Origin of the sequence: Novosphingobium sp. (genome assembly GCF_965229225.1) — a bacterium.
Taxonomy (GTDB): domain Bacteria; phylum Pseudomonadota; class Alphaproteobacteria; order Sphingomonadales; family Sphingomonadaceae; genus Novosphingobium.
Genome location: NZ_OZ245867.1, coordinates 3,286,927 through 3,313,809 on the forward strand (window position 1 = coordinate 3,286,927; position 26,883 = coordinate 3,313,809).

29 protein-coding genes are annotated in these 26,883 nt (G+C 66.3%); 23 read left to right on the forward strand and 6 right to left on the reverse strand.

The features are described 5' to 3' along the window. The first annotated feature begins 392 nt into the window (after positions 1-392). From ACO06X_RS15345 to ACO06X_RS15375, 7 genes are all read left to right on the forward strand, one after another. Positions 393-1,109, forward strand: a complete 717-nt coding sequence (locus ACO06X_RS15345; protein ID WP_298172407.1) for a response regulator transcription factor — start codon at positions 393-395, stop codon at positions 1,107-1,109. Next, positions 1,078-2,682, forward strand: a complete 1,605-nt coding sequence (locus tag ACO06X_RS15350; RefSeq protein ID WP_421837089.1) for a stimulus-sensing domain-containing protein — start codon at positions 1,078-1,080, stop codon at positions 2,680-2,682. The genes ACO06X_RS15345 and ACO06X_RS15350 overlap by 32 nt, the downstream gene beginning before the upstream one ends. Beyond that, entirely contained in the window at positions 2,679-3,107 is a 429-nt protein-coding gene (locus tag ACO06X_RS15355) for an HPr kinase/phosphorylase (protein ID WP_421837090.1), read from the forward strand. Before ACO06X_RS15350 ends, ACO06X_RS15355 begins: the two co-directional genes overlap by 4 nt. Positions 3,108-3,206: 99 nt before the next feature. Next, the gene (gene rapZ, locus ACO06X_RS15360; protein ID WP_421837091.1) at positions 3,207-4,136 is read left to right on the forward strand and encodes an RNase adapter RapZ; all 930 of its coding nucleotides are present in this window, start codon (positions 3,207-3,209) and stop codon (positions 4,134-4,136) included. Between the two features lie 193 nt (positions 4,137-4,329). Beyond that, a complete protein-coding gene (locus ACO06X_RS15365; protein ID WP_298172395.1) occupies positions 4,330-4,734 on the forward strand; it encodes a PTS sugar transporter subunit IIA in 405 nt (134 codons plus the stop codon). A gap of 2 nt (positions 4,735-4,736) precedes the next feature. Next, positions 4,737-5,048, forward strand: coding sequence for an HPr family phosphocarrier protein (locus ACO06X_RS15370; protein ID WP_421837092.1), 312 nt, complete (start codon positions 4,737-4,739; stop codon positions 5,046-5,048). 7 nt (positions 5,049-5,055) lie between these two features. Continuing rightward, the gene (locus tag ACO06X_RS15375) at positions 5,056-5,859 is read left to right on the forward strand and encodes a TrmH family RNA methyltransferase (protein WP_421837093.1); all 804 of its coding nucleotides are present in this window, start codon (positions 5,056-5,058) and stop codon (positions 5,857-5,859) included. A 120-nt stretch (positions 5,860-5,979) separates the two neighbouring features. Here the strand turns inward: ACO06X_RS15375 and ACO06X_RS15380 are convergent, their stop codons facing one another. The 4 genes from ACO06X_RS15380 to recR all read right to left on the reverse strand — a co-directional run bounded on the left by ACO06X_RS15380 (position 5,980) and on the right by recR (position 9,647). Then, positions 5,980-6,576: a hypothetical protein gene (locus ACO06X_RS15380; protein ID WP_421837094.1), complete on the reverse strand. Its 597-nt coding sequence runs from the start codon at positions 6,574-6,576 to the stop codon at positions 5,980-5,982. Positions 6,577-6,833: 257 nt separating this feature from the next. Then, complete coding sequence (gene rmuC / locus ACO06X_RS15385) at positions 6,834-8,375, reverse strand: DNA recombination protein RmuC (RefSeq protein WP_421837095.1); 1,542 nt, start codon at positions 8,373-8,375, stop codon at positions 6,834-6,836. Positions 8,376-8,444: 69 nt separating this feature from the next. Next, positions 8,445-9,011 carry a peptide deformylase gene (gene def, locus ACO06X_RS15390; protein WP_298172384.1) on the reverse strand — a complete coding sequence of 189 codons (567 nt, stop codon included), beginning with the start codon at positions 9,009-9,011 and terminating at the stop codon, positions 8,445-8,447. A 39-nt stretch (positions 9,012-9,050) separates the two neighbouring features. After that, positions 9,051-9,647, reverse strand: coding sequence for a recombination mediator RecR (recR, locus tag ACO06X_RS15395; protein WP_421837096.1), 597 nt, complete (start codon positions 9,645-9,647; stop codon positions 9,051-9,053). 51 nt (positions 9,648-9,698) lie between these two features. Between recR and fmt the strand changes: the two genes are divergently transcribed. The 3 genes from fmt to ACO06X_RS15410 all read left to right on the forward strand — a co-directional run bounded on the left by fmt (position 9,699) and on the right by ACO06X_RS15410 (position 12,663). Further along, on the forward strand, positions 9,699-10,604 hold the full coding sequence (gene fmt / locus ACO06X_RS15400; protein WP_421839928.1) for a methionyl-tRNA formyltransferase: 906 nt from the start codon (positions 9,699-9,701) through the stop codon (positions 10,602-10,604). 127 nt (positions 10,605-10,731) lie between these two features. Then, on the forward strand, positions 10,732-11,484 hold the full coding sequence (gene truA, locus ACO06X_RS15405; RefSeq protein ID WP_421837097.1) for a tRNA pseudouridine(38-40) synthase TruA: 753 nt from the start codon (positions 10,732-10,734) through the stop codon (positions 11,482-11,484). Positions 11,485-11,550: 66 nt separating this feature from the next. Next, a complete protein-coding gene (locus ACO06X_RS15410; RefSeq protein ID WP_421837098.1) occupies positions 11,551-12,663 on the forward strand; it encodes an alcohol dehydrogenase catalytic domain-containing protein in 1,113 nt (370 codons plus the stop codon). Between the two features lie 42 nt (positions 12,664-12,705). Here the strand turns inward: ACO06X_RS15410 and ACO06X_RS15415 are convergent, their stop codons facing one another. Next, positions 12,706-13,698: an AAA family ATPase gene (locus tag ACO06X_RS15415; RefSeq protein ID WP_421837099.1), complete on the reverse strand. Its 993-nt coding sequence runs from the start codon at positions 13,696-13,698 to the stop codon at positions 12,706-12,708. Positions 13,699-13,775: 77 nt separating this feature from the next. Here ACO06X_RS15415 and ACO06X_RS15420 point away from each other — a divergent pair, with 77 nt between their 5' ends. The 6 genes from ACO06X_RS15420 (at position 13,776) to ACO06X_RS15445 (ending at position 17,423) form a co-directional block, all read left to right on the forward strand. Beyond that, entirely contained in the window at positions 13,776-14,435 is a 660-nt protein-coding gene (locus ACO06X_RS15420; RefSeq protein ID WP_421837100.1) for a glutathione S-transferase family protein, read from the forward strand. Positions 14,436-14,510: 75 nt separating this feature from the next. Continuing rightward, positions 14,511-14,876, forward strand: a complete 366-nt coding sequence (locus tag ACO06X_RS15425) for a DUF1428 domain-containing protein (protein ID WP_421837101.1) — start codon at positions 14,511-14,513, stop codon at positions 14,874-14,876. Beyond that, entirely contained in the window at positions 14,873-15,667 is a 795-nt protein-coding gene (locus tag ACO06X_RS15430; protein WP_421837102.1) for a VOC family protein, read from the forward strand. Before ACO06X_RS15425 ends, ACO06X_RS15430 begins: the two co-directional genes overlap by 4 nt. A gap of 3 nt (positions 15,668-15,670) precedes the next feature. Further along, the gene (locus tag ACO06X_RS15435; RefSeq protein WP_421837103.1) at positions 15,671-16,297 is read left to right on the forward strand and encodes a glutathione S-transferase family protein; all 627 of its coding nucleotides are present in this window, start codon (positions 15,671-15,673) and stop codon (positions 16,295-16,297) included. Continuing rightward, positions 16,294-16,776 carry a VOC family protein gene (locus ACO06X_RS15440; RefSeq protein WP_421837104.1) on the forward strand — a complete coding sequence of 161 codons (483 nt, stop codon included), beginning with the start codon at positions 16,294-16,296 and terminating at the stop codon, positions 16,774-16,776. The genes ACO06X_RS15435 and ACO06X_RS15440 overlap by 4 nt, the downstream gene beginning before the upstream one ends. Next, positions 16,773-17,423, forward strand: a complete 651-nt coding sequence (locus ACO06X_RS15445) for a glutathione S-transferase family protein (RefSeq protein ID WP_421839929.1) — start codon at positions 16,773-16,775, stop codon at positions 17,421-17,423. Before ACO06X_RS15440 ends, ACO06X_RS15445 begins: the two co-directional genes overlap by 4 nt. Positions 17,424-17,444: 21 nt before the next feature. Here ACO06X_RS15445 and ACO06X_RS15450 read toward each other — a convergent pair whose 3' ends face one another. Next, positions 17,445-19,331 (reverse strand): DUF885 domain-containing protein, encoded by a 1,887-nt coding sequence (locus tag ACO06X_RS15450; protein ID WP_421837105.1) that lies wholly within the window; start codon positions 19,329-19,331, stop codon positions 17,445-17,447. Positions 19,332-19,481: 150 nt separating this feature from the next. Here ACO06X_RS15450 and ACO06X_RS15455 point away from each other — a divergent pair, with 150 nt between their 5' ends. From ACO06X_RS15455 to ACO06X_RS15485, 7 genes are all read left to right on the forward strand, one after another. Next, complete coding sequence (locus ACO06X_RS15455) at positions 19,482-20,597, forward strand: acyltransferase family protein (RefSeq protein WP_421837106.1); 1,116 nt, start codon at positions 19,482-19,484, stop codon at positions 20,595-20,597. A 259-nt stretch (positions 20,598-20,856) separates the two neighbouring features. Beyond that, on the forward strand, positions 20,857-21,453 hold the full coding sequence (locus ACO06X_RS15460; protein WP_421837107.1) for a calcium-binding protein: 597 nt from the start codon (positions 20,857-20,859) through the stop codon (positions 21,451-21,453). A gap of 86 nt (positions 21,454-21,539) precedes the next feature. Next, the gene (locus ACO06X_RS15465; RefSeq protein WP_421837108.1) at positions 21,540-22,601 is read left to right on the forward strand and encodes an acyltransferase family protein; all 1,062 of its coding nucleotides are present in this window, start codon (positions 21,540-21,542) and stop codon (positions 22,599-22,601) included. Between the two features lie 80 nt (positions 22,602-22,681). Beyond that, positions 22,682-23,041: a hypothetical protein gene (locus tag ACO06X_RS15470; RefSeq protein WP_421837109.1), complete on the forward strand. Its 360-nt coding sequence runs from the start codon at positions 22,682-22,684 to the stop codon at positions 23,039-23,041. A gap of 22 nt (positions 23,042-23,063) precedes the next feature. After that, positions 23,064-23,264 (forward strand): hypothetical protein, encoded by a 201-nt coding sequence (locus ACO06X_RS15475; RefSeq protein ID WP_298169826.1) that lies wholly within the window; start codon positions 23,064-23,066, stop codon positions 23,262-23,264. A 113-nt stretch (positions 23,265-23,377) separates the two neighbouring features. Continuing rightward, positions 23,378-24,214 (forward strand): SDR family oxidoreductase, encoded by an 837-nt coding sequence (locus tag ACO06X_RS15480; protein WP_421837110.1) that lies wholly within the window; start codon positions 23,378-23,380, stop codon positions 24,212-24,214. 136 nt (positions 24,215-24,350) lie between these two features. Further along, positions 24,351-26,681, forward strand: coding sequence for a TonB-dependent receptor (locus ACO06X_RS15485; RefSeq protein WP_421837111.1), 2,331 nt, complete (start codon positions 24,351-24,353; stop codon positions 26,679-26,681). Positions 26,682-26,883: the final 202 nt, after the last annotated feature.

A 26,883-nucleotide genomic window follows, 5' to 3' on the forward strand; every position in this document is an offset into this window, starting at 1 on the left:
ATGGCAGGTCTGCCAGTTGCCCGGGCCGGTTGGGGCTCCGGGCGAGGCAGGGCCCCGCGTTGCAATCACACCCAGATGCTTTCGTCCGCCGGCGAATCCGCTGCTGTTTTGCATACGAATGCGCTGAGTCCGTTTTGGCGCATAGCCACCCGGCCATGCTGCGTCAAATGTCCTCGCGGCAACCAAGTTTTTTGCGCAGCAAGTTGCACCGCGTACAACTGCACCGCAAACCCGACCGGTTCCCGCACCGGTTGCCAGCCGCGAGGTGAACCGGTAATCGATTGGGCCCTGCCTCGCCGCCAGCCAGACCGGAAGCCGCCCTGTCCGACGCATCGCAATCTCCGGCTCCCTCCGCGCTCCGCGCGCCCGCGCGCAGCGGCGATGATCCCCGCGTGATCGCGCTGGTGGACGATGACCGGAACATTCTCACCACCGTCTCGATCGCGCTGCAGGCCGAAGGCTTTGCCACCCGCCTTTATTATGATGGTGCCGCCGCGCTGAAGGCACTGATCGAAAATCCGCCGGACCTGGCCATCTGCGATATCAAGATGCCGCGCATGGACGGGCTCGAACTGCTCAGTCGCCTGCGCGAGAAGAGCCAGCTTCCGGTCATCTTCCTCACCAGCAAGGATGCGGAAGGCGATGAGGCGCTCGGTCTTGCGATGGGGGCGGACGACTACATCGCCAAGCCGTTCAGCCAGCGCCTGCTGATCGCCCGCATCCGTGCAATCCTGCGCCGCTCCGAAATCGCCCGCAGCGATGCGGCGGGGCCGGCCGAGCCGGGCGAGGAGGCGCAGCCGCTGCCCGAGCCGATCCGCCGCGGCCGCCTCGTGATGGATCCGGCACGCCATACGGTGACCTGGGATGACGCGGCGGTTTCGCTCACCGTCACCGAATTCCTGATCCTCGAGGCGCTCGCGCTGCGCCCCGGCGTGGTCAAGACGCGCAACCAGCTGATGGACGCGGCCTACCACGACGACGTCTTCGTCGACGACCGCACCATCGATAGCCACATCAAACGGCTGCGGCGCAAGTTCCGCGCGGCAGACGCCGAATTTGCCGCCATCGAGACGCTCTATGGCGCCGGATACAGTTTCACCGATTCCTGATCTGGCGCCCGAGTCCGCCCGTGCGGGTCAGCGTCGCCGCACCTGGCGCGTGCGCGGTGTCTCGCTCACGGTGCGCATTCTCGCGGTCAACGGCATTGCGCTGGCGCTGCTGGCCGGCTCGTTCTTCTACCTCGACAGCTACCGCAAGCAGCTGCTCGCCGAACGCTTCAAGCTGGCCCGCGCCGAAGCGGAGATTGCCGCCACCGCGCTCACCGAAGCGCGCCCGGCCAAGGCCCGCGAAGTGCTTGCCGAAATCGGCGTTGCGCAGAAACTGCGCCTCACGCTGTATGACGCGAAAGGCGGCCTGATCGCGGACAGCTTCCGCCTCGCCCCGCCGCCCTTCGCCTTCGCCGATCCGGACAAGGAGGCCTGGTACACCACCGCCGCGCGGCTGCTCGATCGCGGCGTGGATTTCATCGTCGGCGCCCCTGTGATCGAGCGCTACCGCGAACCGCCCGAGACGGGCGCGGCCAACTGGCCGGAGATCGCGCGCGCCCGCACCGCACGGGCGACCGAGGTCTACTTGCGATACGCCCCCGATCGCACCCCGGTGATCACCGCCGCGACCCCGGTCGGGACGGATGGCGAGATGCTGCTTGCGCTGCGCAACGCGACCGATGTCACCCAGTCGGTCCGCGATGCGCGCCAGTCGCTGGGGATCATCATCGGCGTCGCTTTCCTGCTCTCGATCCAGCTCTCGCTGTTTCTTGCGCGCACGATCGTCCAGCCACTGCGGGCGCTGGTTCGCGCGGCGGTGCGCGTACGGCTCGGGCGTGATCGCGCCGTGGTGGTGCCGCGCCTGCCCGAACGCGGCGACGAGATCGGCCTGCTCGCCCGCGCCTTCTCCGATATGACCACCGCGCTGCGCCAGCGCATCGATGCGGTCGAAAGCTTCGCCGCCGATGTCGCGCACGAGCTCAAGAACCCCCTGGCCTCGCTTTCGAGTGCGCTCGAAACCATGGAGAAAGTGGACGACCCGGCGCTGCGCCAGCAATTGGCCGCAATTGCCGCGCACGATGTCCAGCGGATCGACCGCCTCATCACCGAAATCGCCGATGCCAGCCGCATCGATGCGCAATTGAGCCGGGCCACATTCGCCCCGCTCGATCTGGCGGGGCTAGCCGGAGATGTTGTCGGCGCGCGCGGTGCGCGGCCCGACCGTGAGGCCTGCCCGATCCGCATGGTGCGCGGTGGCGGCAACGCCATGGTGCGCGGCGATGCCCTGCAGCTCGAACGTGTGCTCGAGAACCTGCTCGACAATGCGGTCTCTTTCTCCCCGCCCGGCGGCGCCGTTGAAGTGGTCGTCTGGGGCAGCGAGGGCCGCGTCTTCCTCGCCGTCTGCGACGATGGTCCCGGCGTTCCCCCGGCCGAGCGCGAGAAGGTGTTCGAGCGCTTCCATTCGGTGCGCCCCGCCAGCGAGGCGTTCGGCGCGCACAGCGGCCTTGGTCTCGCCATCGCGCGCACGATTGCCGAGGCGCACGAAGGCTCGCTCACCATCACCGACCGCCCCGGCGGCGAGCACGGCGCGCAGCTGGTGCTTGAATTGCCGATGGCCGGGGAGGATGAGGAGTGAAGCAGGCGATCAAGCATCTGGCCACCTGCGTCGCCATCGAAGGCCGCGCAGTGCTGATCGAGGGACCGCCGGGTGCGGGCAAATCGAGCCTCGCGCTCGCGCTGATTGATCGCGGGGCGGTGCTGGTGGGGGATGATGGCGTCACGCTCGAACGCGATGGCGCGCGGCTGCTGGCCAGCCCGGTGCCCGAAACAGCCGGCCTGATCGAGGTGCGCGGCCTTGGCCTCGTTACCATGCCCACCGCGCGCGGCGTGCCGGTCGCGCTGGTGATTGCGCTCGACCGCGAGGGCCCGCGCTTCATCGAGGATGCCGAAGTCGTCACCCGCCACGGCGCGTTGATCCCCCAGGTTCAGCTCTGGCCAGACAGCCCTGTCCTCCATCTGCGCGCCGAACTGGCCTTGCGCACATTCGGCCTCGTCGATTGAGCCGGATGTCGCAAAGCGGAACAGAGCCGCGCGCTTACCCACGTCCGTTGCACCCAAGCGGTCTTTCCTTCGCGCCTCGGCTGGCGCACACCACCTGCCATGTCGGCTGAGTCGGAACCGGAACAAGCGCGGCAGCGCATCCTGCTCGTCACCGGCGTACTCGGCGCCGGCAAGACCACCGCGCTGCGCACGCTGGAAGACATGGGCTGGGAAGCCATCGACAACTTCCCGATCCGCCTGCTCGACCGTTTGCTGGAGACCGAGCCGGGCTCGGCGCAGCTGGATGCGGGTTCACCGCTCGCGATCGGTTTCGATACGCGCACCCGCGGCTTCGATCCCGCCAAGACGATCGAGCGGGTCAAGCGGCTCACATCGCGCGGCGATCTCGCGCTCACCACGCTGTTTCTGGATTGCGGCGGGTCCGAGCTTGAACGCCGCTACAACGAAACCCGCCGCCGCCATCCGATGAGCGAGGACAAGCCCGCCGCCACCGGCATCGCCGCGGAGCGCGAACTGCTCGAGCCGCTGCGCCGCTGGGCGGATGTGGTGATCTCCACCACCGATTTTTCGACCAACGATCTGCAGCAGGCGATTCGCGAACAGTTCGGCAGCCACACGCCGCAGCGCACCACGCTCACCATCAGCAGCTTCGGCTTTTCGCGCGGCACGCCGCCGCTGGCGGATCTCGTGTTCGACATGCGTTTCCTCGCCAATCCGCATTGGGACGATGTCTTGCGGCCCATGTCCGGGAAGGATGCGCCGGTCGGCGAATATATCCGCCGAGATCCGGCATTTAGCGAGGCGTTCGCGCGGATTCGCGATCTCCTGCTGCTGCTGCTCCCGCGCTTCCAGGCGCAGGGGAAAGCCTATGTGAACATCGCCTTCGGCTGCACTGGCGGGCGCCACCGTTCGGTGTTCATGGCCGAACAGATCGCTTCAGCCTTGCGCGAGGCGGGATTTTCTCCCACATTGCTGCATCGCAACCTGGGGTCGCGCGCGGCCGACATGGTCGAAGGCGCGCAGACGTGAAAACAAGAGACATCTGCCGTCCATCCGGGGAGACAGGCAGGGAACCGGGGGAATGGGCATGCACTGGAAGTTGGCGGGACCGATCGGGCATTCAGCCGGATGCGGCACCAGCCTCGACCGAAATTGCCCAGCCTGAACGCGGCACATCGCCGCGTCGCCCTTCGGAGCCACCCCTTCATATGAACCGCCAAGCATGATCGGTCTCATCCTCGTCACCCACGGCGCCCTTGCCGATGAATTCATCCATGCGATGGAGCACGTCGTTGGCCGCCAGCCGGATATCGTTGCTGTCTGCATCGGGCCCAACGACGATATGGAGCGCCGCCGCAAGGAAATCGCCGAGGCAATCCGCCGTGTCGATTCCGGCTCGGGCGTTATCATCCTCACCGACCTTTTCGGCGGCACACCGTCCAACCTCGCGATCTCGCTGATGGAAGCGGGCAAGGTCGAAGTGATCGCGGGCATCAACCTGCCCATGCTGATCCGCCTCGCCAAGGCCCGCAACGCGATGGGCGTGCGCGAGGCGACCGCCGCCGCGCGCGATGCCGGGCGCAATTACATCACGATTGCATCCGAATTTCTGGGGCAGGACGCCTGAGCATGACCGACGACGCCGCTGCCACCTCATCTGATGTCGCAACGGCGCGCGAAACGGTCCTCATCGTGAACCAGCGCGGGCTGCACGCGCGGGCGAGCGCCAAGTTCGTCAATGCCGTGGCGCGCCTGCCCGATGGGGTGGAAGTCCTTGTGATCAAGGACGGGACGGAGGCCCAAGGCGGCTCGATCCTCGGCCTGATGATGCTGGGTGCGGCGAAGGGTGATTCGGTCGAGATCGTCGTCACCGGACCTGACGCGCAGGGCGTGCTGATGAAGGTCGCCGGGCTCGTCAAGGACGGCTTCGGCGAAGATTGAGCGGCTTGTGACCCGCCGTCAGATCACCGGGTTTTCCAACCCGACCATCAAGGCCGTCCGCGCCCTGCGCGAAAAGAAGCACCGCAAGCGCGAGGGCCGCTTCCTCGCCGAAGGGCTGCGCCTGCTGACCGATGCGCGCGAAAGCGGCCGCCTGCCCGAATTGCTCATGATGGCCGAGGGGCGCGAGGGGCATCCCTTGCTCGATGCGCTGGAGACGGCGGTGGCGCGCGCGGGCGGCGATGTGATTGAAATGCCCGAAGATTTGCTCGCCAAGGTGACGGGCAAGGACAACCCGCAGGCTGTGGCGGGCGTGTTTGCCGAATGGGATACCCGGCTGGATGCGCTGGACCGCACGCGCGCGCCCCTGTGGCTCGTCGCGCAGGCCATGCGCGATCCCGGCAATCTCGGCACGATGCTGCGCACGGCTGATGCGGTGGGGGCAGGCGGCGTGATCCTGCTCGACGACTGCGCCGATCCTTTCTCGGTCGAAGCGGTGCGCGCCAGCATGGGCGCGGTGTTCACCGTGCCGCTGGCGCAGGCGCGGTGGGACGATTTTCAGCGCTGGCTGCGTGCGGGCGAAGGCCAGCTTGTCGCTGCATCGTTGCGGGAGGCGGTGCCTTATCGCGGCGCGGCCTATGCGGCGCCGTGCTTTGTGATGGTAGGCAACGAATCGCGCGGCCTGCCCGAAGAGTACGAAATGGCTTGTGATTTGCGCGTGACGATGCCCATGAAGGGCCGCGCCGACAGCCTCAACGCGGCGGTGGCAGCGGCGGTGCTGGCCTATGAGGTGCTGGCGGCGCTGGGCGATTAAGTGCCCTAAACCCATCTGCGTCATTCCCGCACAGGCGGAAATCCAGAGCATCCGCATCGCCCACGCCCCTTCCCCGCATTCGCGGGGATGACGAAAGGGAGGGGGTAAGCCGGCCACCGTTCAATCGCCGCCGATGATTGCGTCGATGCGCCAGCCGTTTTTCCCGCGCGTAGCTTGTACGCGGTAGTCGATGATGCTTCTCAGTTTGGCGGTTTCGACAAAGGCGGTGCTCTTGCCATCGGGAAGCGTGACTTTGGCGAGGGGTTTGCCTGGTTCCGGATAGGTCTGGACCGCTACCAGCGCCCAATCGAGCGTGCCGACCACCGCCGACGCCGAGCTTGGCTTGGCATAAGCCGGGACACTGGGGCCAAGGACCAGCATGGCCGCATAAGGATCGACGTCCTGCGGCGACCTCTCGAAAATCCAAGGCATGCTGGCGCTCTTGCCCTGTCCCTCCACCGGCGATGAACTGCAACCCAGCGGCAGAACCGCCGCGATCTCGTCCCACAGCCGGTATTCCTTGTCGGTCAGCCGCTTCTTCAACTCAGTGATGCCGTAGCCCCCGCCGAAATCGAGTTTCACAGCGGGATCAGCGAGCGCGGCCAGCGCCGCCGCATCGCGCCGCACTACCGCCTGTTCCAGCTTCGCGCGAAAGTCCGTCCAGCCCGGCAGGCCGGCGCAATCGTCGCGCGGCGGGTAGCTGGCGGCTTTGATCAACGGTGCGGCAGGTGAGGCTGCTGCAACCGGCGCTGCTGTAGAAGGCGCTGGAGCCGGGCTGGCCGGAGCACTCGCCGTAGATGAGGCAGAGGGGGCTGCGGTCGGCGCGGATTTCCCGCCGCAGCTGGCAAGGAGGGCTAGCGCGATCAGGCCCGGCGCTACGTGTCTTGCCTTCATGGATGATCCCTGCTGACCTGCGCCTTCGCGAAAGGGGTCGCACGAAGGCGCTGGCCCCGTCCAGAAGCACGCGGCGAACGCTACTCCGCCGCCTCTTCGCCTAGTACGGCTGAACTGTCCTCAGGTTCCACCAGCGCCAACTTTGCGGCCTCGCCGCTTTCGGCGTGGCGCGGTGCTGTCTCGATCAGGGGCACGTCCTCGATCTCGCGCTTGCCGATCTCGATATGCTTGTCGCGGAGGCGGCGCCCGGCGGAGAGCACGTTGCGTTCGAAGCTGCCAACGAACTTGTTGTAGTGCCCGACTGCGCTGTCTAGCCCTGAGCCTACGCGCTTGAGGTGTTCCGCCGCCACCGCGAGCCGGTCATAAAGTTCGCCGCCCATTTTGCCGATCTCACGCGCCTCGCGTGCGAGGCCGTCCTGCCGCCAGACTTGCGCGATCGTGCGCGCGATGGCGACGAGATTGGTGGGGGAGGCGAGCAGCACGCGGCGTTCGAAGGCAAAGTCCCACAGAGCCGGATCGCGTTCGAGCGCAGCGGCGATGAAGTGTTCGCCCGGAACGAACATCAGCACATAGTCCGGCGCCTCATCAAACTGGCTTTGATAGCTCTTGGCACCAAGTGTCTGGATGTGATTGCGCATCGACTGGACATGCGCCGCCAGCGCCACGCCGCGCGCATCGTCGTCCGCCGCCTCGAAGGCGTCCTGATAGGCGTTGAGCGAGACCTTGGCGTCGATCACGAGGATCTTGTTGCCCGGCACCTTCACGATGGCATCGGGGCGTAGCCGCCCGTCCTCGGTATCGACCGAATGCTCGGTGACAAAATCGGTGTGTTCGGCCAGCCCGCACTGTTCGAGCACGTTGCGCAGCTGCAGTTCGCCCCAGCGCCCGCGCGTCTTGGGGCCGTTGCGCAAGCTGTTGCCCAGCTGCAACGCAGCGGTGCGGACCGCTTCCTGCCCCTGCCGCATCCCTTCGATCAGCCCCGTCAGCTGCCCGAAGGCATCGACGCGCTTGGCCTCAAGCTCCTGCACTTGCTGCTCGTATTTCTGCAGCCGCGCGCCGACCGGTTCCAGCACGGCTTGCAGCCGCGCTTCGCTGGTCTTCTCGCTTTCGGCAAAGCGCGCATTGGCGCGGGCAAGGAAGGCTTCCTGCGCGCGTTCGAGCACTTTGTGCCCGGCGTTCTCGAATTCCTTGCGCAAGGTCTCCTGCGCTTCGATCAGCAGGCGCTTCTGTTCGGCGAAGTTTTCTGCATCGGCCTTCATCCGCTCCAGTTCGGCGCGCAGGGCCTCGCGGTCGGCGCGCAGCGCGGCGAGTTCGGGGCGCATCCGATCTGCCTCGGCAGCGCGTTCCTGCGCGGCGGCGAAACCGGCGGCGAGCGAATCGCGCTCCTCACGCACGGTGCTCACTTCGGCGGCCAGTGCATCGTGCTGCCCGGCCTTGACGCTGGCGGCAGCGAGTTCGGTGATCGCGCGGCGGAACTTCTCGTCGAGCTCCCGCGCCTCACCCTCGCGCGCGGAGAGCCGCACCTGCAGCTCCGCAATCGGGCGCGCGCCGAGGAACCAGCCGACCGCCAGCCCAGCGAGCAGCGCAACGATCAGAAAAACAAAGACAAGGGTGGTATCCACGCCGACTCCCGAACCGGAACGAAGCGTGAACTTATCCTGACTCTACCGGCAGCGCAAGCCGCGTGCCGATCACGCCGCGCGGCGCATCTTTTCGAGCTTGCGCAGCACCATCTGCCGCTTGAGGCGCGAAAGGTGATCGATGAACAGCACGCCTTCGAGGTGGTCCATCTCGTGCTGAAGGCAGGTGGCGAGGAGGTCGTCCATCTCTTCCTCGTGGACCGTGCCGTCGAGGTCCTGCCAGCGCGCGCGGATGCGCGCGGGGCGTTCCACTTCGGCGTACATTTCGGGCACCGAGAGGCAGCCTTCGTTGTAGACGCGGCGTTCTTCGGAAGGATCGAGGATCTCCGGGTTGATGAAGACCCGCGGCTCGCGCTTCGTCGGCTGATGATGGTGGTGATGCCCGTCGTGGGCGCACGGCACCGGCTCGGCATCCGGATCGTCGGGCTGCAGATCGATCACCAGCACACGCAGTGGCACGCCGACCTGGACGGCGGCCAGCCCGATGCCAGGCGCATGGTACATCGTCTCGAACATGTCGGCGACGAGCGTCTTGAGCTCCTCGTCGAACACGGTGACGGGCGCGGAGATCTGCTTGAGGCGCGGATCGGGGACTTCGAGGATTTCGCGGATAGCCATGGCGGTCAGATAAGCAACGCGCGCCCGACTCGCAAGGTGCTACCCGACCGGCCTTCGCGCCCGCAGCGCCTGCGCAAGGGTGCCTTCGTCGAGATAGTCCAGTTCGCCGCCCACCGGCAGGCCGTGCGCCAGTTGCGTGACGCGCAAGGGCAGGGTGTCGATCCGTTCGGCGATATAGTGGGCAGTGGCCTGACCCTCCAGCGTGGCGTTCATCGCGAGCACCACTTCATCGATCCCGCCTGCCTCCAGCCGCACAAGGAGCTGGCCGATCGAAAGATCCTCCGGCCCGACGCCATCCAGCGCGGAGAGTCGGCCGCCGAGGACGTGGTAGCGCCCGGTGAACAGGCGCGCGCGGTCGAGCGCCCAGAGGTCGGCGACTTCTTCCACAACGCAGAGCGCGCGGGCATCGCGGCGCGGATCAGTGCAGATGCTGCAAGGGTTATTCGTATCGACATTGCCACACGTGCTGCATTCCACCAGCCGTGCGCGCACGCCTTCCAGCGCCTCGGCCAGCTGGACAAGGCTCGTCTCGCGCCGTTTGATCAGCCACAGCACCGCGCGCCGCGCCGAGCGCGGGCCAAGCCCGGGGAGCCGCGCCAGCGCGCTCGCCAGCGCCTCGATCTCTTGCGATGCCATGGGGTGAGAGATAGGGCGAGCGCACGTAAACGAAAGGCCCTTTTGAGCGTTATGCGCATCGTCGTCATGGGAACCCCGGATTTCGCGGTGCCGACCTTGCGTGCGCTGGTCGCGGCGGGGCACGCAGTGGTGGCCGCCTATAGCCAGCCGCCGCGTGCCGCAGGGCGGGGCAAGCACCTGCAGCCCTCGGCCGTGCATCAGGCCGCCGAATCGCTTGGCATTCCCGTGCGCACCCCTGTTTCGCTCAAGGGTGCGGACGAGCAGGCCGCATTTGCCGCGCTGGAGGCCGATGTCGCGGTGGTCGCCGCCTATGGGCTGATCCTGCCGCAGCCGATTCTCGATGCACCGCGCCTTGGCTGTCTCAATGTCCACGGCTCACTGCTGCCGCGCTGGCGCGGGGCAGCGCCGGTGCAGCGCGCGATTCTCGCCGGGGACGAGACGACCGGTGTGACGATCATGCAGATGGAGCGCGGGCTCGATACCGGGCCGATGCTGGCGACGGTGGAAACGCCGGTGGATGGCAAGACGTCGGGCGAACTCACCAAGGAGCTCGCGGAAAAGGGCGCGGCGCTGATGGTTCAGGTGCTGGCAGATCTCCCCGCGCATCCGCCGGTGGTCCAGCCGGAAGAGGGCGTGACCTACGCGCACAAGATCGAGAAGGCCGAGAGCCGGCTCGATTTCACTCGGAGCGCGGTGGATGTTGAGCGGCAGGTGCGCGCCTTCACCCCTGCGCCGGGGGCGTTCTTTGAACTGGACGGCGAACGCTACCGCGTGCTGGCGGCTCAGGTGGCGGAAGGAAGCGGTGTGCCCGGCACCGTTCTAGATGCGGCGCTCACCATCGCCTGCGGGAAAGGCGGGCTCCGCCCCACGCTGATCCAGCGGGCAGGCAAGCCGGCGATGGAAACGGCGGCGCTGCTGCGGGGGCGGGCGATTCCGGCGGGGACGGTGCTAGGGTGATGGGGCTGTCGTCGCGCATGGTGCTTCGACAAGCTCAGCACGAGCGGGTCTTTTGCTCGCCGCCCACCCAAAACTCGCTCATCCTGAGCTTGTCGAAGGATGCCGTCACCATCGCCGGCAGCACGCCATGACCCGCTACGCACTCACGCTCGAATACGATGGCAGGCCCTACATGGGCTTCCAGCGGCAGGCGCATGGCCCCTCGGTCCAGCAGGCGGTCGAGGAAGCGGCGGAAAGTGTCGTCGGCCATCCGGTCACGCTTCATTCCGCGGGGCGCACCGATGCGGGCGTGCATGCGCGGGCGATGCGCGCGCATTTCGATAGCGAGAAGCCCTTGCCGCCGTTCCGCATGGGTGAGGCGCTCAATGCGCGGCTGCGGCTGGCGGAGCAGGCGGTGGCGGTGCTCGATTGCGTGGAAGTGCCGGAGGACTGGCATGCGCGGTTCTCGTGCATTGGGCGGTCCTACGAGTACGTGATCGCCAATCGCCGCGCGCCGCTGGTGCTGGAAGCTTCGCGGGCGTGGCGCATCGCGCAGCGGCTGGACGCGGACGCCATGCACCACGCCGCGCAAGTGCTGGTCGGTCGGCACGATTTCACCACCTTCCGTTCGGCGCAGTGCCAGTCGGCGAGCCCGGTGAAGACGCTGCGCCACCTCTCCGTCCGGCGTGAGGCGGATCACGTTGTCGTCGCGGCGGAGGCGCGCAGCTTCCTCCATCATCAGGTGCGTTCGATGGTCGGCTGCCTTGCCTTGGTGGGTGAGGGGCGCTGGACCGCTGCCGATCTGCGCGACGCGCTGGAGGCGTGCGATCGCCGCCGCCTCGGCCACAATGCGCCGCCCGATGGGCTCTATTTCATGCGCGCGCTTTACCCGGCTGATTGAGCCGTTAAGTTGCGGATTGAAACCCGCGCGGGACAGACCCGGCGCGGCCGCAATCAGGAGAGAACCATGGCATTTTCCGGCAAACAGCTCACCACCCGACTCGATGCGGACGGCACGCTGACCGTCCAGATCGTACCGAAGACGTGGGAGGCCCCCGCCGGCAGCCAGGTCCTCGTGCAAGTGGAAGCGACGCCGATCAACCCTTCGGACCTCGGCCTGCTGTTCGCTTCGGCCGATACCGCCAACGCCACCTACAGCCCCGGCAAGGTCGTCGCGAAGATGCCCGACAATGCCACCCGCGCCATGACGGCGCGCCACGGGCTCGATATGCCAGCGGGCAACGAGGCGGCGGGGGTTGTCGTCGCTGCCGGTGACAGCCCTGCCGCGCAGGCGCTGATGGGCAAGCGCGTCGCCTGCGTGCCGGGCACCGCCTATGCCAGCTACGCCTATGCCGAGGCGGGCATGTGCCTGCCGGTGGACGACAGCGTGAGCGCCGCGCAGGCCGCTTCCAGCTTCGTCAATCCGATGACGGCCTTGGGCTTTGTCGAGACGATGCGGATGGAAGGCTTCACCGGCCTCGTCCACGCCGCCGCCGCTTCCAACCTTGGCCAGATGCTGGTGCGCATCTGTCAGGAAGACAACGTGCCGCTGGTCAATATCGTGCGCAGCGAAGAGCAGGTCGCGCTCCTCAAGGGCCTTGGCGCCACGCACGTGCTCAACATGACCGAGCCCGGCTTCCAGGCCGCGCTCACCGATGCGATCCATGAGACGGGCGCGATGCTCGGTTTCGATCCGATCGGCGGCGGCACGCTGGCGGGGCAGATCCTTGCGGCGATGGAATCCTCGGCCAGCCGGGGCGCTGCGTTCAGCCGCTATGGCTCCTCGGTGGCCAAGAAGGTCTACATCTACGGCGCGCTCGATCTCGGGCCGACGATCCTCAACCGCGCCTTCGGCCTCACCTGGGATCTTGCCGGCTGGCTGCTGACGCCGTTCATGGCCAAGGCCGGGATGGATACGGTGGGCCGCATGCGCGCCCGCGTTGCGCGCGATCTGACCACCACCTTCGCTAGCCACTACAAGGCCGAAGTCAGCCTCGAAGGCATGCTGGAGCCGGCTGCGGTCGCCGAATACAACGCGCGGCGGACGGGCGAGAAGTATCTCGTGGTGCCGACTGCCTGACAGGAAAGAGGGGCGCCTTGCGGGGCGCCCCTCGTTTGTTTCTCAGACCTTGCCGACGACGCTCTCAGGCAAGTCCTTGCCGAACACGCGCTGGTAGTATTCGGCCACCAGCACCCGCTCGGTCTCGTCGCACTTGTTGAGGAACGACAGGCGGAAGGCAAAGCCGGTATCGCCGAAGATGCCGGTGTTCTGCGCCCAGCTGATCACCGTGCGCGGGCTCATCACGGTCGAGATGTCGCCGGCCATGAAACCCTTGCGGGTAAGGTCGGCGACGCGGACCATGTCCGCCGCCGTCTTGGCGTCGAGCCCGGGGACCTTCTTGGTCACCACGTCGATCTCAGTCGCGGCAGGCAGATAGTTCAGCGCGACGACGATGTTCCAGCGGTCCATCTGACCCTGATTGATCGCCTGCGTGCCGTGATAAAGCCCGCTCGTGTCACCCAGACCCACCGTGTTCGCGGTGGCGAAGAGGCGGAAGTTGGGGTTCGGGCGGATCACGCGGTTCTGGTCGAGCAGCGTGAGCTTGCCTTCGGTTTCGAGCACGCGCTGGATCACGAACATCACGTCCGGGCGGCCGGCATCGTATTCGTCGAAAACCAGTGCGGTCGGCGTCTGCAGGGCCCAGGGCAGCAGGCCCTCGCGGAACTCGGTGACCTGAAGACCATCGCGCAGCACGATCGCGTCGCGCCCGACGAGGTCGATGCGGCTGATATGCGCATCAAGGTTGATGCGGATGCACGGCCACTTGAGGCGGGCTGCCACCTGCTCGATGTGCGTCGATTTGCCGGTGCCGTGATAGCCCTGCACCATCACGCGGCGGTTGTGGGCAAAGCCCGCCAGGATCGCCAGCGTGGTATCCGGATCGAACACGTAGTTCGGATCGAGATCCGGCACCCGCTCGTCGGCCACCGAGAAGGCCGGGACTGTCATGTCGATGGGAATGCCGAAGGTCTCCCGCACGCTCAGCGTGATGTCGGGGGCGGCAAGGACGGTGGTGGCGCGGGTATCGGCCTGCAGGTTCGGAATGTCGGTCATCGCCTCATCGCCTATACGGCGCTGCGAAAGGCTGCAATAAGCTTTGCGTGCTGACTCGACCGCGGGAGGCGGATGCTATGAAATTGTATGGGGCTCTTCTCTCGCCCTTCGTGCGCAAGGTGGCGGTGGTTCTGGGCGAGAAGGGCGTGGACTACACCCCTGCGCGCGGCGGCCCGGGCAATACCGATCCGGAGTTCCTCGCCGTCAGCCCGTTCGCCAAGATCCCGGCGATCGATGACGATGGCTTCACACTCGCCGATTCGTCGGCAATTGTTCATTATCTCGAGGCGAAGTACCCCTCGCCTGCATTGATCCCCACCGATCCGCAGGCGCTGGGCCTGGCCGTGTGGTTCGACGAGTTCGGCGATACGATCTTCGCCGCCTCGGGCCTCAAGATCCTGTTCAACCGCGTGGTCGGCCCGCGCTTCCTCGGCCTGCCTGTCAACGAGGCGCTTGCCCTTGAGGGCGAGGCCGAACTGCCGCGCATTTTCGATTACATCGAGAGCGTGGCTCCGGACGAAGGCTGGCTGCTGGGTGAGGCCTTCACCATCGGCGACATCACCGTCGCCTCGATGCTGTGCACGCTGCGCTATGTCGGCCATGGCCCCAATGCGGCGACCTATCCGAAGACCGCCGCATGGCATGCCCGCGCGCTGGCGCGCCCTTCGTGGCAGGCTGTCGCGCAGAAGGAAGCGGCACTCATGCAGCGCATCCTGCCCGATCTCGTTCCCGCCTGATCGCAGGCGCCGGGCACCGGGGTGGAGATCGCGTAAAGAGGCAAACGGCGGGCATCGGCGGACGGGAGACTGCGCATGACCTGGATTGACGGTTTCGTGATCCCCGTGCCCGAGGCGCGCCGCGCCGATTATGCTGCGATGGCCGAAAAGGTTGGCCGCATCTTCCTCGATCACGGTGCGAGCCAGATCGTCGAAAGCTGGAGCGCGGATGTGCCCCGCGGCGAGGTCACCGATTTCTACCGCGCCGTCGCCGCCGAGCCGGGCGAGGGGATCGTGTTCTCTCTGATCGTCTGGCCCAGCCGCGAAATCGCCGAAGCCGGGCACAAGGCCGCGTTCGCCGATCCGCGCATGGCCGAGGCGGGTGACATGACGATGTTCAATGGGCGGCGCATGATCATGGGCGGCTTCGAACAGCTGCTGTGGATGGGAGAGCGGACATGACCAATCCAAACGTGCCCTTTATCTGGTACGAACTGATGACCAGCGATGCAGAGGCCGCCGCCGCGTTCTATGGCGCGGTCGTCGGCTGGACGATCCATTCGCCTGAAGCGGGCTCGCCGGTCGAATATCGCATGATCAACCGCAGCGATGGCGGTGGGCAGGGCGGGGTGCTCCAGCTTACGCCCGAAATGCAGGCGGAAGGCGCACACCCGGCGTGGATCCCCTATTTCCATGCAGCCGATATCGACGCCGCGATTGCCGCGATCCTGGCCGACGGGGGCCGCCAGCTTTCGCCGCGCATGGATATTGCCGAGGGCAGCTTCGCGATGGTGACCGACCCGCTCGGCACGCCGTTCTACCTGATGAAGCCCAATCCGCCTGAAGACCGCCCGGATGCGGGCAGCGATGTGTTCGCAGCGGAGAAACCGCAGCACGTGCGCTGGAACGAACTTCCGAGCCCCGATCCCGAAGCCGCCAAGGCCTTCTACACCCGCCACTTCGGCTTGAGCTTCACCCGCACGATGCCCATGGGCGAAATGGGCAACTATGAATTCATGGACCACGGCGACGTGGCGCTGGGCGCGATCATGCGTCGCCAGAACCCGGACCAGCCCCCGCTCTGGACGATGTATTTCGGTGTCCCCGATATCGATAAGGCGTGCGCGGCGATCACCGCCAGCGGCGGCACCATGATGTGGGGCCCCCATGAAGTCCCCGGCGGGGAATTCAGCGGCGTCGCGGTCGATCCCCAAGGCGCCATGTTCGGCGTTGTCGGCCCCAAAGGAGCCTGATTGATGGTAGACTACACCTTCTTCACCGTCCCCATGTCGCGCGGCCAGATCGCCCGCTGGGCGCTGCACGAGGCGGGCGCGAATTACGAACAGGTACTGGTCGACTGGGCCAACCGCCCACCCGAACTCGCCGCCGCCAACCCGATGAACAAGGTGCCGGTGCTGATCCATCACGCGCCGGAGGGCGACCGGGTGATCACCGAATGCGCAGGCATCTGCGCTTATCTGGCCGACGTCCATCCGGAGGCGGACCTGTTCCCCCACGATGCCGAAAAGGCCGATTACTACCGCTGGCTGTTCTTCGCCGCCGGCCCGCTCGAACAGGCGGTGGTGAGCCGCGCGATGGGCTGGGAGGTGCCCGAAGGCAAAACGGGGATGGCCGGGTTCGGCACCTATCAGCTCACCATAGAAGTGATGGACGGGCTGCTTTCCAGCCGCGACTGGGTCTGCGGCGCGCGCTTCACGATGGCCGACGTCTATGTCGGTAGCCAGATCGACTGGGGCCTCAACTTCGGCTCGATCCCCCCGCTGCCCAGCTTTGCCGCCTATGCCGAACGCATCCGCACCCGCGCCGGCTACCAGTCGGCCAAGGCCATCGACCGCGACCTGATCAAGGCGGCCAAGGGATGACCGACGCCGTCCTCTGCCTCTGGTACGAAGGCGCGGCGGAAGAAGCCGCGGCTTTCTATGCAGAGACCTTTCCGGACAGCCGCGTCACCGGCATTCACCGCGCGCCGGGCGATTATCCCGATGGCAAGCAGGGCGATGTCCTCACGGTCGAATTCACCGTGCTCGGCTTCCGCTGCATCGGGCTCAACGGCGGCCCCTATTTCAAGCACAGCGAAGCGTTCTCGATTCAGGTGCCGACCGATTCGCAGGAAGAGACCGACCGCCTGTGGGACGCCATCGTCTCGGGCGGCGGCAGCGAGGGCCGCTGTGGCTGGTGCAAGGACAAGTGGGGCCTCTCGTGGCAGATCACCCCGCGCGCCCTCACGCGCGGCATGGCCGATCCCGATCCCGCCGTCCGCAAACGCCTGTTCGATGCGATGATGACCATGGGCAAGATCGATATCGCCGCGATCGAAGCCGCGCGCGCCGGAGCCGTCTGATGCTCGAACTCTATGGCCACCCCTTTTCGTCCTACACGTGGAAAGCGCTGATCGCGCTCTACGCCAGCGAAACGCCGTTCGCCTTCCGCATGCTCGGCCCGGATGAGCCGGAAAACGGCGCGCGCGTTGCCGCCGCGAGCCCGCTCGGCAAGTTCCCGCTGCTGATCGATGGCGATGCCGAAGTGTTCGAGGCAACTTCGATCATCGAGCATCTTTGGCTTCATTATCCCGGCGCGGCGCACTTGCTTCCGGCCGATCCTGTCCGGGCGGCCCATGTGCGGATGATCGACCGGGTTTTCGACAACTACGTCATGGGCCCGATGCAGGCGGTCGTCGATGAACACTTGCCCGGCGGCGGGATGGATCCGGCGCGCATCGCCAAGGCGCGCGCCAATCTGGAGCGGACCTACGTCTGGCTCGAACGCTGGCTGGAGAACTACACCCCGGGCGAGGACATCAGCCTGATCGAATGCGCCGCGGCGCCGTCGTTGTTCTATGCCGATTGGGTCCTGCCGATCCCAGCGTCATACCCGCGCCTTGCCGCCTACCGCGCCTATCTGCTCGCGCTGTCCCCGGTGGCGCGCTGCGTCGAGGATGCGCGCCCCTACCGTCCCTTCTTTCCGCTCGGCGCGCCCGACCGCGATTGACGGCAAGGCGCGCCGCGCCCGTCAGCCAGCCTGCATCCCCGCAATATACCGGTCGATATTGGCCGCCAGCACATCGAGCGGCACGTTCCCGCCTTCGACCACCGCATTGTCGTAATCGCGCAGGTCATAGGCCTTGCCGAGCGCGGCTTGCGCCCGCGCGCGCTGGCGCAGGATTTCGCTGCGCCCGATGAAGTAGCCGCAGGCCTGCCCCGGCCAGCTGCAATAGCGCTCGACCTCGCTGGTCACTTCATCGCGGCCCGAACCGTTTGTGTTCGCAAACCAGTCGATCGCCTGCTCGCGGGTCCATTCGCGGGCGTGGAGGCCGGTATCGACCACCAGACGGCAGGCGCGGAAGGCGATGGATTGCAGGTAGCCCAGCTTGCCCACCGGATCGTCGTCATATGCGCCAAGCTCGTCGCCCAGCGTCTCCGAGTAAAGCGCCCAGCCTTCCGAATAGGCATTGAAGGCCAGCATCGCGCGAATCGTCGGCAATTGGTTCGAATATTCGCCCTGCCACACATGGCCGGGAATCGCCTCATGGTGGACCAGTGTCGGCAGGCTGTAGGTGCTGTGGAGCCGCGTGGTGCCGAGATTGATCCACATCTTGCCGGGGATCGTGCCGTCAATCGAGCCGGGACCGCCATAGGCACCGGGTGCGCCCGGCTCCTCCGCCGGGGGCAGGCGCCGGACTTCAAGATTGCCGCGCACCAGCTTTGAAAACGCACGCGGCATCTGCGCGCGGATATAGGTCAGCCGCTTCTGGATGAACGCGATGATCTGCGCGCGGCCCTCGTCGTTGTCCGGAAACTGGAAGCGCGGGTCCTTGCCCAGCGCGGTCATGCGCTCGCCCACCGTGCCGCTGGTGTAGCCCAGCTTCCTGAGGATGGGGTCCATCCGCCCCTGCAATTCGGCGAGCGATTCCATGCCGAGCTTGTGGATCTCGTCGGGCGTCATGCGCGTCGTCGTGCTGGCGCGCAGGGCCCAGGCGTAGAACGCATCGCCGCCGGGGCGCGTGTGCATGCCGGCAGCCGGCACGGCCAGCTTCCGCTGAGCGATGAGCTCGGCCAGCTGCCGCTCCAGCGTCGGCGCGACTTGCTTGGTCACGATTTCGCGGGCGCGGGCGGCGTAGTCTCCGGCAATGCCCTTCTCGCGCGTGCGCCGCTCGATCGATTCGACGAGCCCGCCGCCCGCGCTCATCGCCGAAAGGCTTGCGCCCATCTGCTTGATTGCCTTGTCGAGCAGGAACGAAGGCGCGATCACGCCTTGCGCCGCCGTCGCCCTCAGCCGCGCCGTCTCCCCCGCCAGTACCGCCGGGAACTGCGCCAGTCGCGCCAGATAGGCTTCGGCATCCGCCGCCGTGTTCACCGGATGGTCCGAATCGAGGAAACGCGGCACATCGATGTAGGCGCCCACGTTCTGGATCACGACGTAGGGCGTGTTGCGCCATCCGCCGACGGTGACGTCGCCATAGGGCAGCGCAAACCCATCGAGCGCGGTGCGATAGGCGCTTTTCACCACCGCAAGGCTGGTACGGGTGACGGGATCGAGGCCCGCATCGGCAATCGCCTCGACCTTGGCGAGATCGGCGCGCACGAGCGCCGCGACAGCCGCTTGCCCCGCAACCGAGCGGTCTTCCAACGCGCCCCGCAAGGCAGCATGGGCCCCGGTATCGAGCCCCAGCGACGTTGCGCTCTCCGGCTTCAGCGCCAGCATTCGCCATGCGGCATCATCCAGCAGTGCCGCAGCCGGCGAGGTCGCTCCTGCCGGTTGCACCTGCGCGGAAAGAGCCTGCGCAGGCAGCGCCAGCGCGGCGGCCCCTGCGGCGAGGCCCGCGATCGCCTCGCGGCGCGATAGGGCAGGGGAGAGAGCGGGCGAAAGGGCGGGGGCGTCAGAGGCTTGCTGTGTCATGCGGCGAACAGTGTCCCACCAGCCGCCCGCTGTCAAAGCCGCGTCGCGCTCCATCGCGCGGCGGGGATTGGTTCGGAAATGGAGCAACCGGGCGTGGACTTGCCGGCCCTTTCTCCCGCCTTTCAGCGCGAACGAAGGAGATCTCGGCCCATGGCTGGTCACGAACGCTATCGGCTGCTTGATGAACTGCGCGGCGTTGCCGCGCTGGCGGTGCTGGCCTTCCACATCGGCACGCGGGGCGGCGGCCCGCTGATCCTGCCCAACGGCTTCCTCGCGGTCGATTTCTTCTTCATGCTCAGCGGTTTCGTGATGGCCGAGGCGTATGAGGCGCGGCTTGCCGCCGGCATGTCGTTCAACGCTTTCGCCGCGCGCCGCCTTGTCCGCATGGCGCCGGTGGCCGTGCTCGGGGCGCTTGCCGGCGGGGCCTATCTCGTCGCGCGTGCCTTTGCCGCGCCTGCACGTTCCGATCCGCTGGCCGAAGTTCTCGGCGCGAACCTGCTGAACCTGCTGTTCCTGCCCAAGCTGTGGCATGGCCGCGCGACGGGCTGGGAGTTGTTCCCCGCCAACGGCCCGTTGTGGTCGCTGTTCTTCGAGATCGCGATCAATTTCGTGTGGGCTGCTTTCCTTGCCGGGCGCAGCACGAAGGTGCTCTGCGGCCTCGTTGCGGTGAGTGCGGGGCTACTCGTCGTGCTGGGCTTGCGCTTCGGCACGCTCGATATCGGCTGGGAGGCCGTGTCGCTGGCTGGCGGCGCGGCGCGGGTGGGATTCGGTTTCGGCAGCGGTCTGCTGTTGCACCGCGTGCGGCACGATCTCCCGCGCATGGGCCGTCCCAGCGCGATCATGGTCTTGGCAGCGCTGGTTTATTTCCTCACGCTGCCATTGCCGGTGCTGGGCTGGCAGCTGCTCGTCGTGCTTGTGTGCATGCCGGCCGTGCTGATGGTCGCCGTTGCGGCCGGACAGGAACACGTGCTGCCCGGCGGCGCGCTGCTCGGGCGGCTTTCCTATCCGGTCTACGGCACGCATGTGCCGCTGCTCGCGCTTGCTGCCGGTGCGCTGAAGTATGCCGGGGGCGGTGCAGGCGGGAACTGGAAAGCACTGCTGCTCGCGCCCTTGCTGCTGTTGGCGGCTTGGGCCGTGCTCGTCTGGTTCGATGAACCGGCCCGCGCCTGGCTTGCGCGGCATGTTCTAGCCAGCGCCGATTCGCCAGCAGGCACCACGCGGCCGCACGGCACTGGCTTTCTCCGCCGTTTTCGTGCGGCGACATAGCGTGAGCGCCGCCAACTGCTTCGGAACTGAACCTGTTTCCAAGCGGCGAAGCCACCAGGCGCCGCTATGCACGAGGGCAGCGGCGTTCGCTGCGCCGGCTGTCTGCCTTGATCAAGGCCAATACCGACTCGGTTACCACGTATAGATAAGTATTTGTCAAACGTGCTAACCTTAATACGGAATTAATATTTGCAATTGTCGGGCGTTAATTCCGGATCAGAGCGTCAAGCGCGCGGTCATAGCAGTATTGGAGATTGAGATGGCGACGATCAACGGAACAAAAAGCAATGAAGTCATCACGGGCACGGCAAATGCCGACACGATCACCGGCGGGGGTGGCCGCGATGTGATGTTTGGTGGCGGCGGTGACGACATGCTTTACGGCGGTGGCGGCAAGGACTGGCTCTATGGCGGCGATGGTAACGACGTTCTGAAGGGCGGCGGGGGCCAGGATTCGCTTACCGGTGGCGCCGGCGCGGACCAGTTCGTGTTCCGCTCGGGCGAAGGCTTTGCGCCCATGAGCTTCAGCGGCGGCCACGGTGTCACCGAGGTCTGGCAGTGGGTCATGGTCACCGACCTCACCTTCGCGGACGGCGACAATGTGCGCATCACCGGCTTCGATGATATCTTCGGCACGCTCGGCATGTCGCGCAAGGGCACCGGTTCCTACTTCATCGACGGTCAGGAAGACATCAACGCGATGGCCCGGTTCCTCACTGCGAACCCGACCAAGGGCAGCTATTACGAGATCAAGGGCGGGCCCTTCGATGGCACCACGTTCCTGCTCAACGATGCCCTCGGCCACACACAGGCGATCACGCTCAGCAACATCCATCCGGATCCCATCGTGATCTGAACCTGAAGGCTGCGGAACGGCGCGCGCTCCTGCGCGTCGTGCCGCGGCGGGTGCCGATGGCCGCTTGTCCCGCAGGAGAATGCACGATGCGGTTCCACACTCTCGATGGCATGCGCGGTGTTGCGGCCCTCGTCGTGCTTGTGTTCCACATCGTCCAGCAGCGCACACTGGCCGCGCTGCCCTTCGCCGGGCTTGCGGTCGATTTCTTCTATGTATTGAGCGGCTTCGTCGTTGCCCATTCCTATGAGGCGCGGCTGGCTGGCGGCACGCTTTCGCTGCGCGCGTTTGCACAGCTTCGCTTCGTCCGGCTCTATCCGCTGGCGTTCCTTGGCATCCTGCTGGGCACGGTGCTGGCGGCGCTCGCGGCAGCGGTGAAGGGTTCGGTCAGCCCGGCCGATGTTGCGACTGCGGCGCTCTTTGCCTTCCTCCTGCTGCCGTCCTTCGTGTTTCCGCAGTGGCCCACGGCTTATCCTTTCAATCCGGCGGCGTGGTCGCTCACGTTCGAAGCGCTCGCCAACGTGTTCTTTGCGTGCATCGCGCGCTGGCTCAGCAACGCGGTGTTGATCGCGATCCTGCTGGCAGGCGGCACGGCACTGGCGTGGCTCGCCTATGCCACTGCTGGGATCAGCGGCGGGCACGAACAGGCAACCGTATTCCTCGGCGTGCCCCGCGTGATCTTTCCGTTCTTCGCCGGTGTCCTCCTGCGCCGCCTGCCTGCCGCCCCTGGCAGCGGCGTGCTGGCGGGGGGAGGCCTGATGCTTGTCCTGCTTGCCGTGCTGCTGGCGCCGTTCGGCTGGGGCGCGGGGAGTTCGCTTGCCTGTGTCGTCGTGCTGTTTCCGCTGCTGGTGTGGCTGGGCATCGCCAACCGGCCTGGCCCCAGGCTTGAACGCGCCTTTGCGGTGATCGGGGCCTTGTCCTATCCGCTCTACATCACGCAGGCAGCTGTGCTGCGGCTCGGGCTCGAAGTGGTCCGCCGCTACCCGCTTTCGCCCGGCCAATTTGCGCTGTTCGCCCTGACGGAGGCGGCCTGCGCCCTCGCGCTCGCCTGGTTCGCGATGCGCTGGTTCGATGTGCCGGTGCAGCAGATCCTCCGCCGGCGCGATCAGCCGCGCACGGCGCCCACGGGCGCGCGCGGCGCTTTCGCCTGATTGCGGCGGGCCATATTGGTGATGGCTTCCGGGTCATCATCGGCTAGATTGCGCGCCTCATCCTTCAGGGAGTTCGGCGCATGAGCATTTTCGATCAGATCCTCGGCCAGATCAGCAGCAATGTCGATGTGAAGAACCTTGCCGCCAAGGTCGGTATCGACCCCTCGATGGTGGAATCTGCGATTGCCGGGCTCGCCGCTGGCCACGCCGCGCCGACCGATACGGTCGAAACCGCTGCGGCCAACACCGGGATCGATGCCGGCGTACTGCAGCAGATCGTTGGCCACATCGGCGGCGAGGGCTCGCTCGCCAGCTTCGCGACCATGCTCGCCCAGCACCCCGATGCGGCCAACATGATCGGCGGCCTGCTCGGCGGGAAGGAAGGCGAAAACCCGCTCGGCAATCTTGGCGGCCTGGCCTCGGGCCTGTTCAAGTCCTGACAGCCAGCGTTTTCGAACCTCGATGACTGACGCGGCACTATCCCTCGCCATGCTTACCGCGCTCGCACTCCTCGCGGGCGCGGTGTTCCTCTGGCGCAAGGGCGAACGCCAGCGCCCGGCGCTCATGGCGATCCTGGCCGCCGTGATGATCACCAATGTCGTGATCTGGTCACTGCCGACAACCGGCGGCCAGACGCTCACGGCAGCGGCTGCGCAGCCCTGATGCCGGTGACGAAATGCGGCGCCTGAAGGAACGGGGGTGGATTCCCGCTGCCGCCGCCGTAAACCTCTCCGCTTGACCCGGTGCCTCAAGGCACCCAGACTTTCGGAGAGAGCATGACCAACCACATCGCCGGCAAATCCATCGTCATCACCGGCGCGGGGGGCGGATTTGGCCGTCTTGTTGCGCTCAAAGCTGCCGCGCTCGGTGCCAGGGTCGCTTGCGGTGATATCGATCTTGCCGCTGCCGAGGCTACTGCGGACGCGGCTATCAGCGCTGGCGGTGCGGCCATCGCGGTCGAAACCGACGTGCGCGATCTCGGTGCGGTCAAGGCGCTCATCGCCCGCGCTGCCGAAGCCCACGGCGGGATCGACGTGATGATCAACAACGCCGGCATCATGCCGCTCGCGTTCTTTTCCGATCACGAGGCGGCCTATCCCGCGTGGGAGCGCTGCATCGATATCAACATCAAGGGCGTGCTCAACGGCATGGTCGCCGCTTACGATCCGATGATCGCCGCCGGGCGCGGGCATATCGTCAATCTCTCCTCGATCTACGGCAACTTCCCGGTGATCGGCGCGGCGGTCTATGGCGCGTCCAAGTCTGCGGTGAACTTCCTTTCGGAGTCGCTGCGTGTCGAAAGCAGGGGCAAGATCAAGGTCACCACGATCAAGCCCACCGGCGTGCCCACCACGGGCCTTTCCGGCACCGTGATCAACCCCGCCGCAGGGGTTGGGATCGTGGCGCACAACATGCCCGATTTCATGGAGATGGTCGGCCAGATGGGCGCCGGAACTTTCCCCGCAGAGCGCCTCAGCCCCGATTCGATCGACTACGCCAGCCTCGCGCCCGATCACATCGCCGATGCGATCATCCACGCGATCAACCAGCCGTGGGGCGTCTCGATTTCCGAGGTCACCGTCCGCGCTTCGGGGGATCATTTCGTTCTTTGAGGACGCCGCCGCACTGCGCGGTTTCCCCTAACCAAATCCGCAGTGGCCCAAAGGTGCGATCCAGTTCAGCCTCTCTCCATCGGCGTTTGGCCTTGTTGCCGTTCGCCGAAACAAAACAAAAATGGGGAGAGGCAGCATGAAGCAATTGGCCCGCGCCAATAGGGCGCGCTTTTTCAAGCTCTTGATGATCGGTGGTGCGCTGGTGCCCGCCGCCGCCATGGCACAGGCCCAGCCAGCCGATGCGCAAGGCGCCGGCGAAGGCCAGACCGACACCAGCGGGATCGACAACATCGTGGTCACCGCGCGCTTCCGCAATGAAAAGCTGCAGGACACGCCGCTCTCCGTCAGTGCGCTCAATGCGAACATCATCCAGAACTCGGTGCTGCTCGATGTGCAGAACATCCAGAAGTTCCTGCCCAACGTGCAGCTTGCGCGCGTATCTTTCGCGGGCAACGCGCTCGCCGCCTCGATCCGCGGCGTGAGCTTTGCGGACCTTGAAAAGACCTTCGATCCGGCCATCGGCATCTCGATCGACGGCGTGTTCCTCGGCACCAACACCGGCGCCAATGTCGATTTCTTCGATCTGGAATCGGTCGAAGTGCTGCGCGGGCCGCAGGGCACGCTCTACGGCCGCAACACCATCGGCGGCACGATCTCCATGCGCCGGACCAAGCCCACCGGCGAACTCGGCGCGACCCTCCATGGCCGCTACGGCAGCTATGGCACGTATGATCTCGATGCCGTGGTGAACCTGCCCAAGATCGGCGATGTCGCCTCGATCAAGCTGTTCGGCCTCTTGCGCAAGAGCGACAGCTTCACCCGCAACCGCTACACCGGCGAGCGCGAGAAGGGCCGTGATTTCTGGAACATCGGCGGCTCGATGCTGCTGGATCTGGGGCCGGATACCACCGCGCTGCTCTCGGTTGATTACCAGAAGGACCGCTCCGGCTACCCGTCCACGGTCAACCTCACGCAGGCCAGCGGCCTCCCCTTCGGTGCGGGCGGCAATATCTGCGATTTCACGCTCGCCATCGGCCTCGGCGATCTCGGCTGCGCCTCGCAGGGCTACCTGAAGCAGGCCAAGGAGAACTACACGCTGGCCAACACCTCGCTGCCGTTCCGCAGCTTTATCGACGGGGTGAACGGCAGCCTTGAAATCAACACCAAGCTCGGCGGGTTCAAGCTCACCGCGATCACCGGCTACCGCAATACCAACGACTCGCTGCTCGAGGAAAACACCGGCGCGCCGCCGATCCCGGTTGCACCCGGCGTGGCGCTGCCGTTGTTCGTTGCCGCGCGCGATCAGTCCTACAAGCAGTTCAGCCAGGAAGTGCGCATCAGCGGCAACCTGACCGACCGGATCGATATCGTCGCCGGTGCCTACTACCTGCACACCAACTATTTCATCAAACCCTACCCCTACAACGGCGCGCGCGCCGCGCAGGCCTATATCCTCAATGGCCCGGTGCAGAACTTCACCGCGGGGCAAAGGCTTGATTCCTTCGCAGTCTTCGCCGAATCGATCATCAAGCTGGGTAGCAATGTCCGCCTCACCGTCGGCGGGCGCTACACGTGGGAAACCAAGGACTTCAACATCGACTTCACCGTGCCCGGCGCATTTTCGGCCAAGGCGAAGAAGACCTTCAGCGATCCCACCGGCCGCGTGATCCTCGATTGGAAGCCGAACCCCGACACGATGCTCTATGCCAGCTGGTCGCGCGGGTTCCGTTCGGGCGGCTTCAACGGCCGTGCCACTTCGGCCACCTCGATCGGGCCCTACAATCCCGAGAAGGTCGATAGCTACGAAGCCGGTGCGAAGAGTGAGTTCTTCGGCGGCAAGCTGCGGCTCAATCCCACCGCGTTCTGGGTGAACTACAACAACAAGCAGGAAGACATCATCCGCGCGGCGGGCGCCGGCACTGAAACCATCGTCGAGAACGCGGCCTCGGCGCGGATCTGGGGCCTCGAGCTTGAAATGCAGGCCCGCCCCACGCCCGACCTCACCCTGCGTGCCTCGGGCGGCTACCTCAACGGCAGGTACAAGACGTTCCTCATCCCCAACCTTGCCAATCCCGGCACGTTCATCGACGTATCGAGCCAGCGCAATTTCCGCCGCGCGCCCAAGGTCTCGTTCAACGCCGGCGTCGATTACGGGATGCAGGTGAGCTCGGCCGACCGCGTGACCTTCACGCTCGACTACGCCTTCATCGACGACCTCACCGCCTCGCCGCTCGCCGATACCACCGGCGCCCGGCGCGACGTGATCCCGGCCTACGGCACGCTCGATGCCTCGATCGCGCTCCTCCACGAAGGCAGCGCGATCAAGAACCTGCGCGTCTCCGCCTATGCCCGCGATCTGCTCAACAAGGGTGGCCGCCTTGCCAACGTGCTCGACGCCGGCCTGTTCTACTTCGGCGTGGTCGCGCCGCGCCAGCAGTTCGGCATCGAAGCGACGGTGAAGTTCTGATCTGAGCCCGAAAAGCCCTCTCCCCCGCTCATCCTGAGCTTGTCGAATGACAGGGGAGAGGGTTGGGAGAGGGGGCTCTCGGCCCCGAGCAAGTTCCGAGGAAAAAGCGAGCCTCTGGCGGGCAAGGGCCACAGCCCGTGCATCCCCGAATTTGGCGCCTTGAAGGTGGCCCGCCCCGCCGTGCGTTGTTCCAGACCCGACC

Bases quoted from the DNA above. Each gene is read 5' to 3' on its own strand.
- fmt (WP_421839928.1), top strand. From the start codon at position 9,699: ATGCGCATCGTCGTCATGGGAACCCCGGATTTCGCGGTGCCGACCTTG.
- ACO06X_RS15435 (WP_421837103.1), top strand. From the start codon at position 15,671: ATGGTAGACTACACCTTCTTCACCGTCCCCATGTCGCGCGGCCAGATC.
- def (WP_298172384.1), bottom strand. From the start codon at position 9,011: ATGGCTATCCGCGAAATCCTCGAAGTCCCCGATCCGCGCCTCAAGCAG.
- ACO06X_RS15460 (WP_421837107.1), top strand. From the start codon at position 20,857: ATGGCGACGATCAACGGAACAAAAAGCAATGAAGTCATCACGGGCACG.
- truA (WP_421837097.1), top strand. From the start codon at position 10,732: ATGACCCGCTACGCACTCACGCTCGAATACGATGGCAGGCCCTACATG.
- ACO06X_RS15410 (WP_421837098.1), top strand. From the start codon at position 11,551: ATGGCATTTTCCGGCAAACAGCTCACCACCCGACTCGATGCGGACGGC.
- ACO06X_RS15430 (WP_421837102.1), top strand. From the start codon at position 14,873: ATGACCAATCCAAACGTGCCCTTTATCTGGTACGAACTGATGACCAGC.
- ACO06X_RS15425 (WP_421837101.1), top strand. From the start codon at position 14,511: ATGACCTGGATTGACGGTTTCGTGATCCCCGTGCCCGAGGCGCGCCGC.
- ACO06X_RS15370 (WP_421837092.1), top strand. From the start codon at position 4,737: ATGACCGACGACGCCGCTGCCACCTCATCTGATGTCGCAACGGCGCGC.
- ACO06X_RS15420 (WP_421837100.1), top strand. From the start codon at position 13,776: ATGAAATTGTATGGGGCTCTTCTCTCGCCCTTCGTGCGCAAGGTGGCG.
- rapZ (WP_421837091.1), top strand. From the start codon at position 3,207: ATGTCGGCTGAGTCGGAACCGGAACAAGCGCGGCAGCGCATCCTGCTC.
- ACO06X_RS15440 (WP_421837104.1), top strand. From the start codon at position 16,294: ATGACCGACGCCGTCCTCTGCCTCTGGTACGAAGGCGCGGCGGAAGAA.
- recR (WP_421837096.1), bottom strand. From the start codon at position 9,647: ATGGCATCGCAAGAGATCGAGGCGCTGGCGAGCGCGCTGGCGCGGCTC.
- ACO06X_RS15365 (WP_298172395.1), top strand. From the start codon at position 4,330: ATGATCGGTCTCATCCTCGTCACCCACGGCGCCCTTGCCGATGAATTC.
- ACO06X_RS15470 (WP_421837109.1), top strand. From the start codon at position 22,682: ATGAGCATTTTCGATCAGATCCTCGGCCAGATCAGCAGCAATGTCGAT.
- ACO06X_RS15465 (WP_421837108.1), top strand. From the start codon at position 21,540: ATGCGGTTCCACACTCTCGATGGCATGCGCGGTGTTGCGGCCCTCGTC.
- ACO06X_RS15480 (WP_421837110.1), top strand. From the start codon at position 23,378: ATGACCAACCACATCGCCGGCAAATCCATCGTCATCACCGGCGCGGGG.
- ACO06X_RS15485 (WP_421837111.1), top strand. From the start codon at position 24,351: ATGAAGCAATTGGCCCGCGCCAATAGGGCGCGCTTTTTCAAGCTCTTG.
- ACO06X_RS15450 (WP_421837105.1), bottom strand. From the start codon at position 19,331: ATGACACAGCAAGCCTCTGACGCCCCCGCCCTTTCGCCCGCTCTCTCC.
- ACO06X_RS15475 (WP_298169826.1), top strand. From the start codon at position 23,064: ATGACTGACGCGGCACTATCCCTCGCCATGCTTACCGCGCTCGCACTC.
- ACO06X_RS15415 (WP_421837099.1), bottom strand. From the start codon at position 13,698: ATGACCGACATTCCGAACCTGCAGGCCGATACCCGCGCCACCACCGTC.
- ACO06X_RS15350 (WP_421837089.1), top strand. From the start codon at position 1,078: ATGGCGCCGGATACAGTTTCACCGATTCCTGATCTGGCGCCCGAGTCC.
- ACO06X_RS15455 (WP_421837106.1), top strand. From the start codon at position 19,482: ATGGCTGGTCACGAACGCTATCGGCTGCTTGATGAACTGCGCGGCGTT.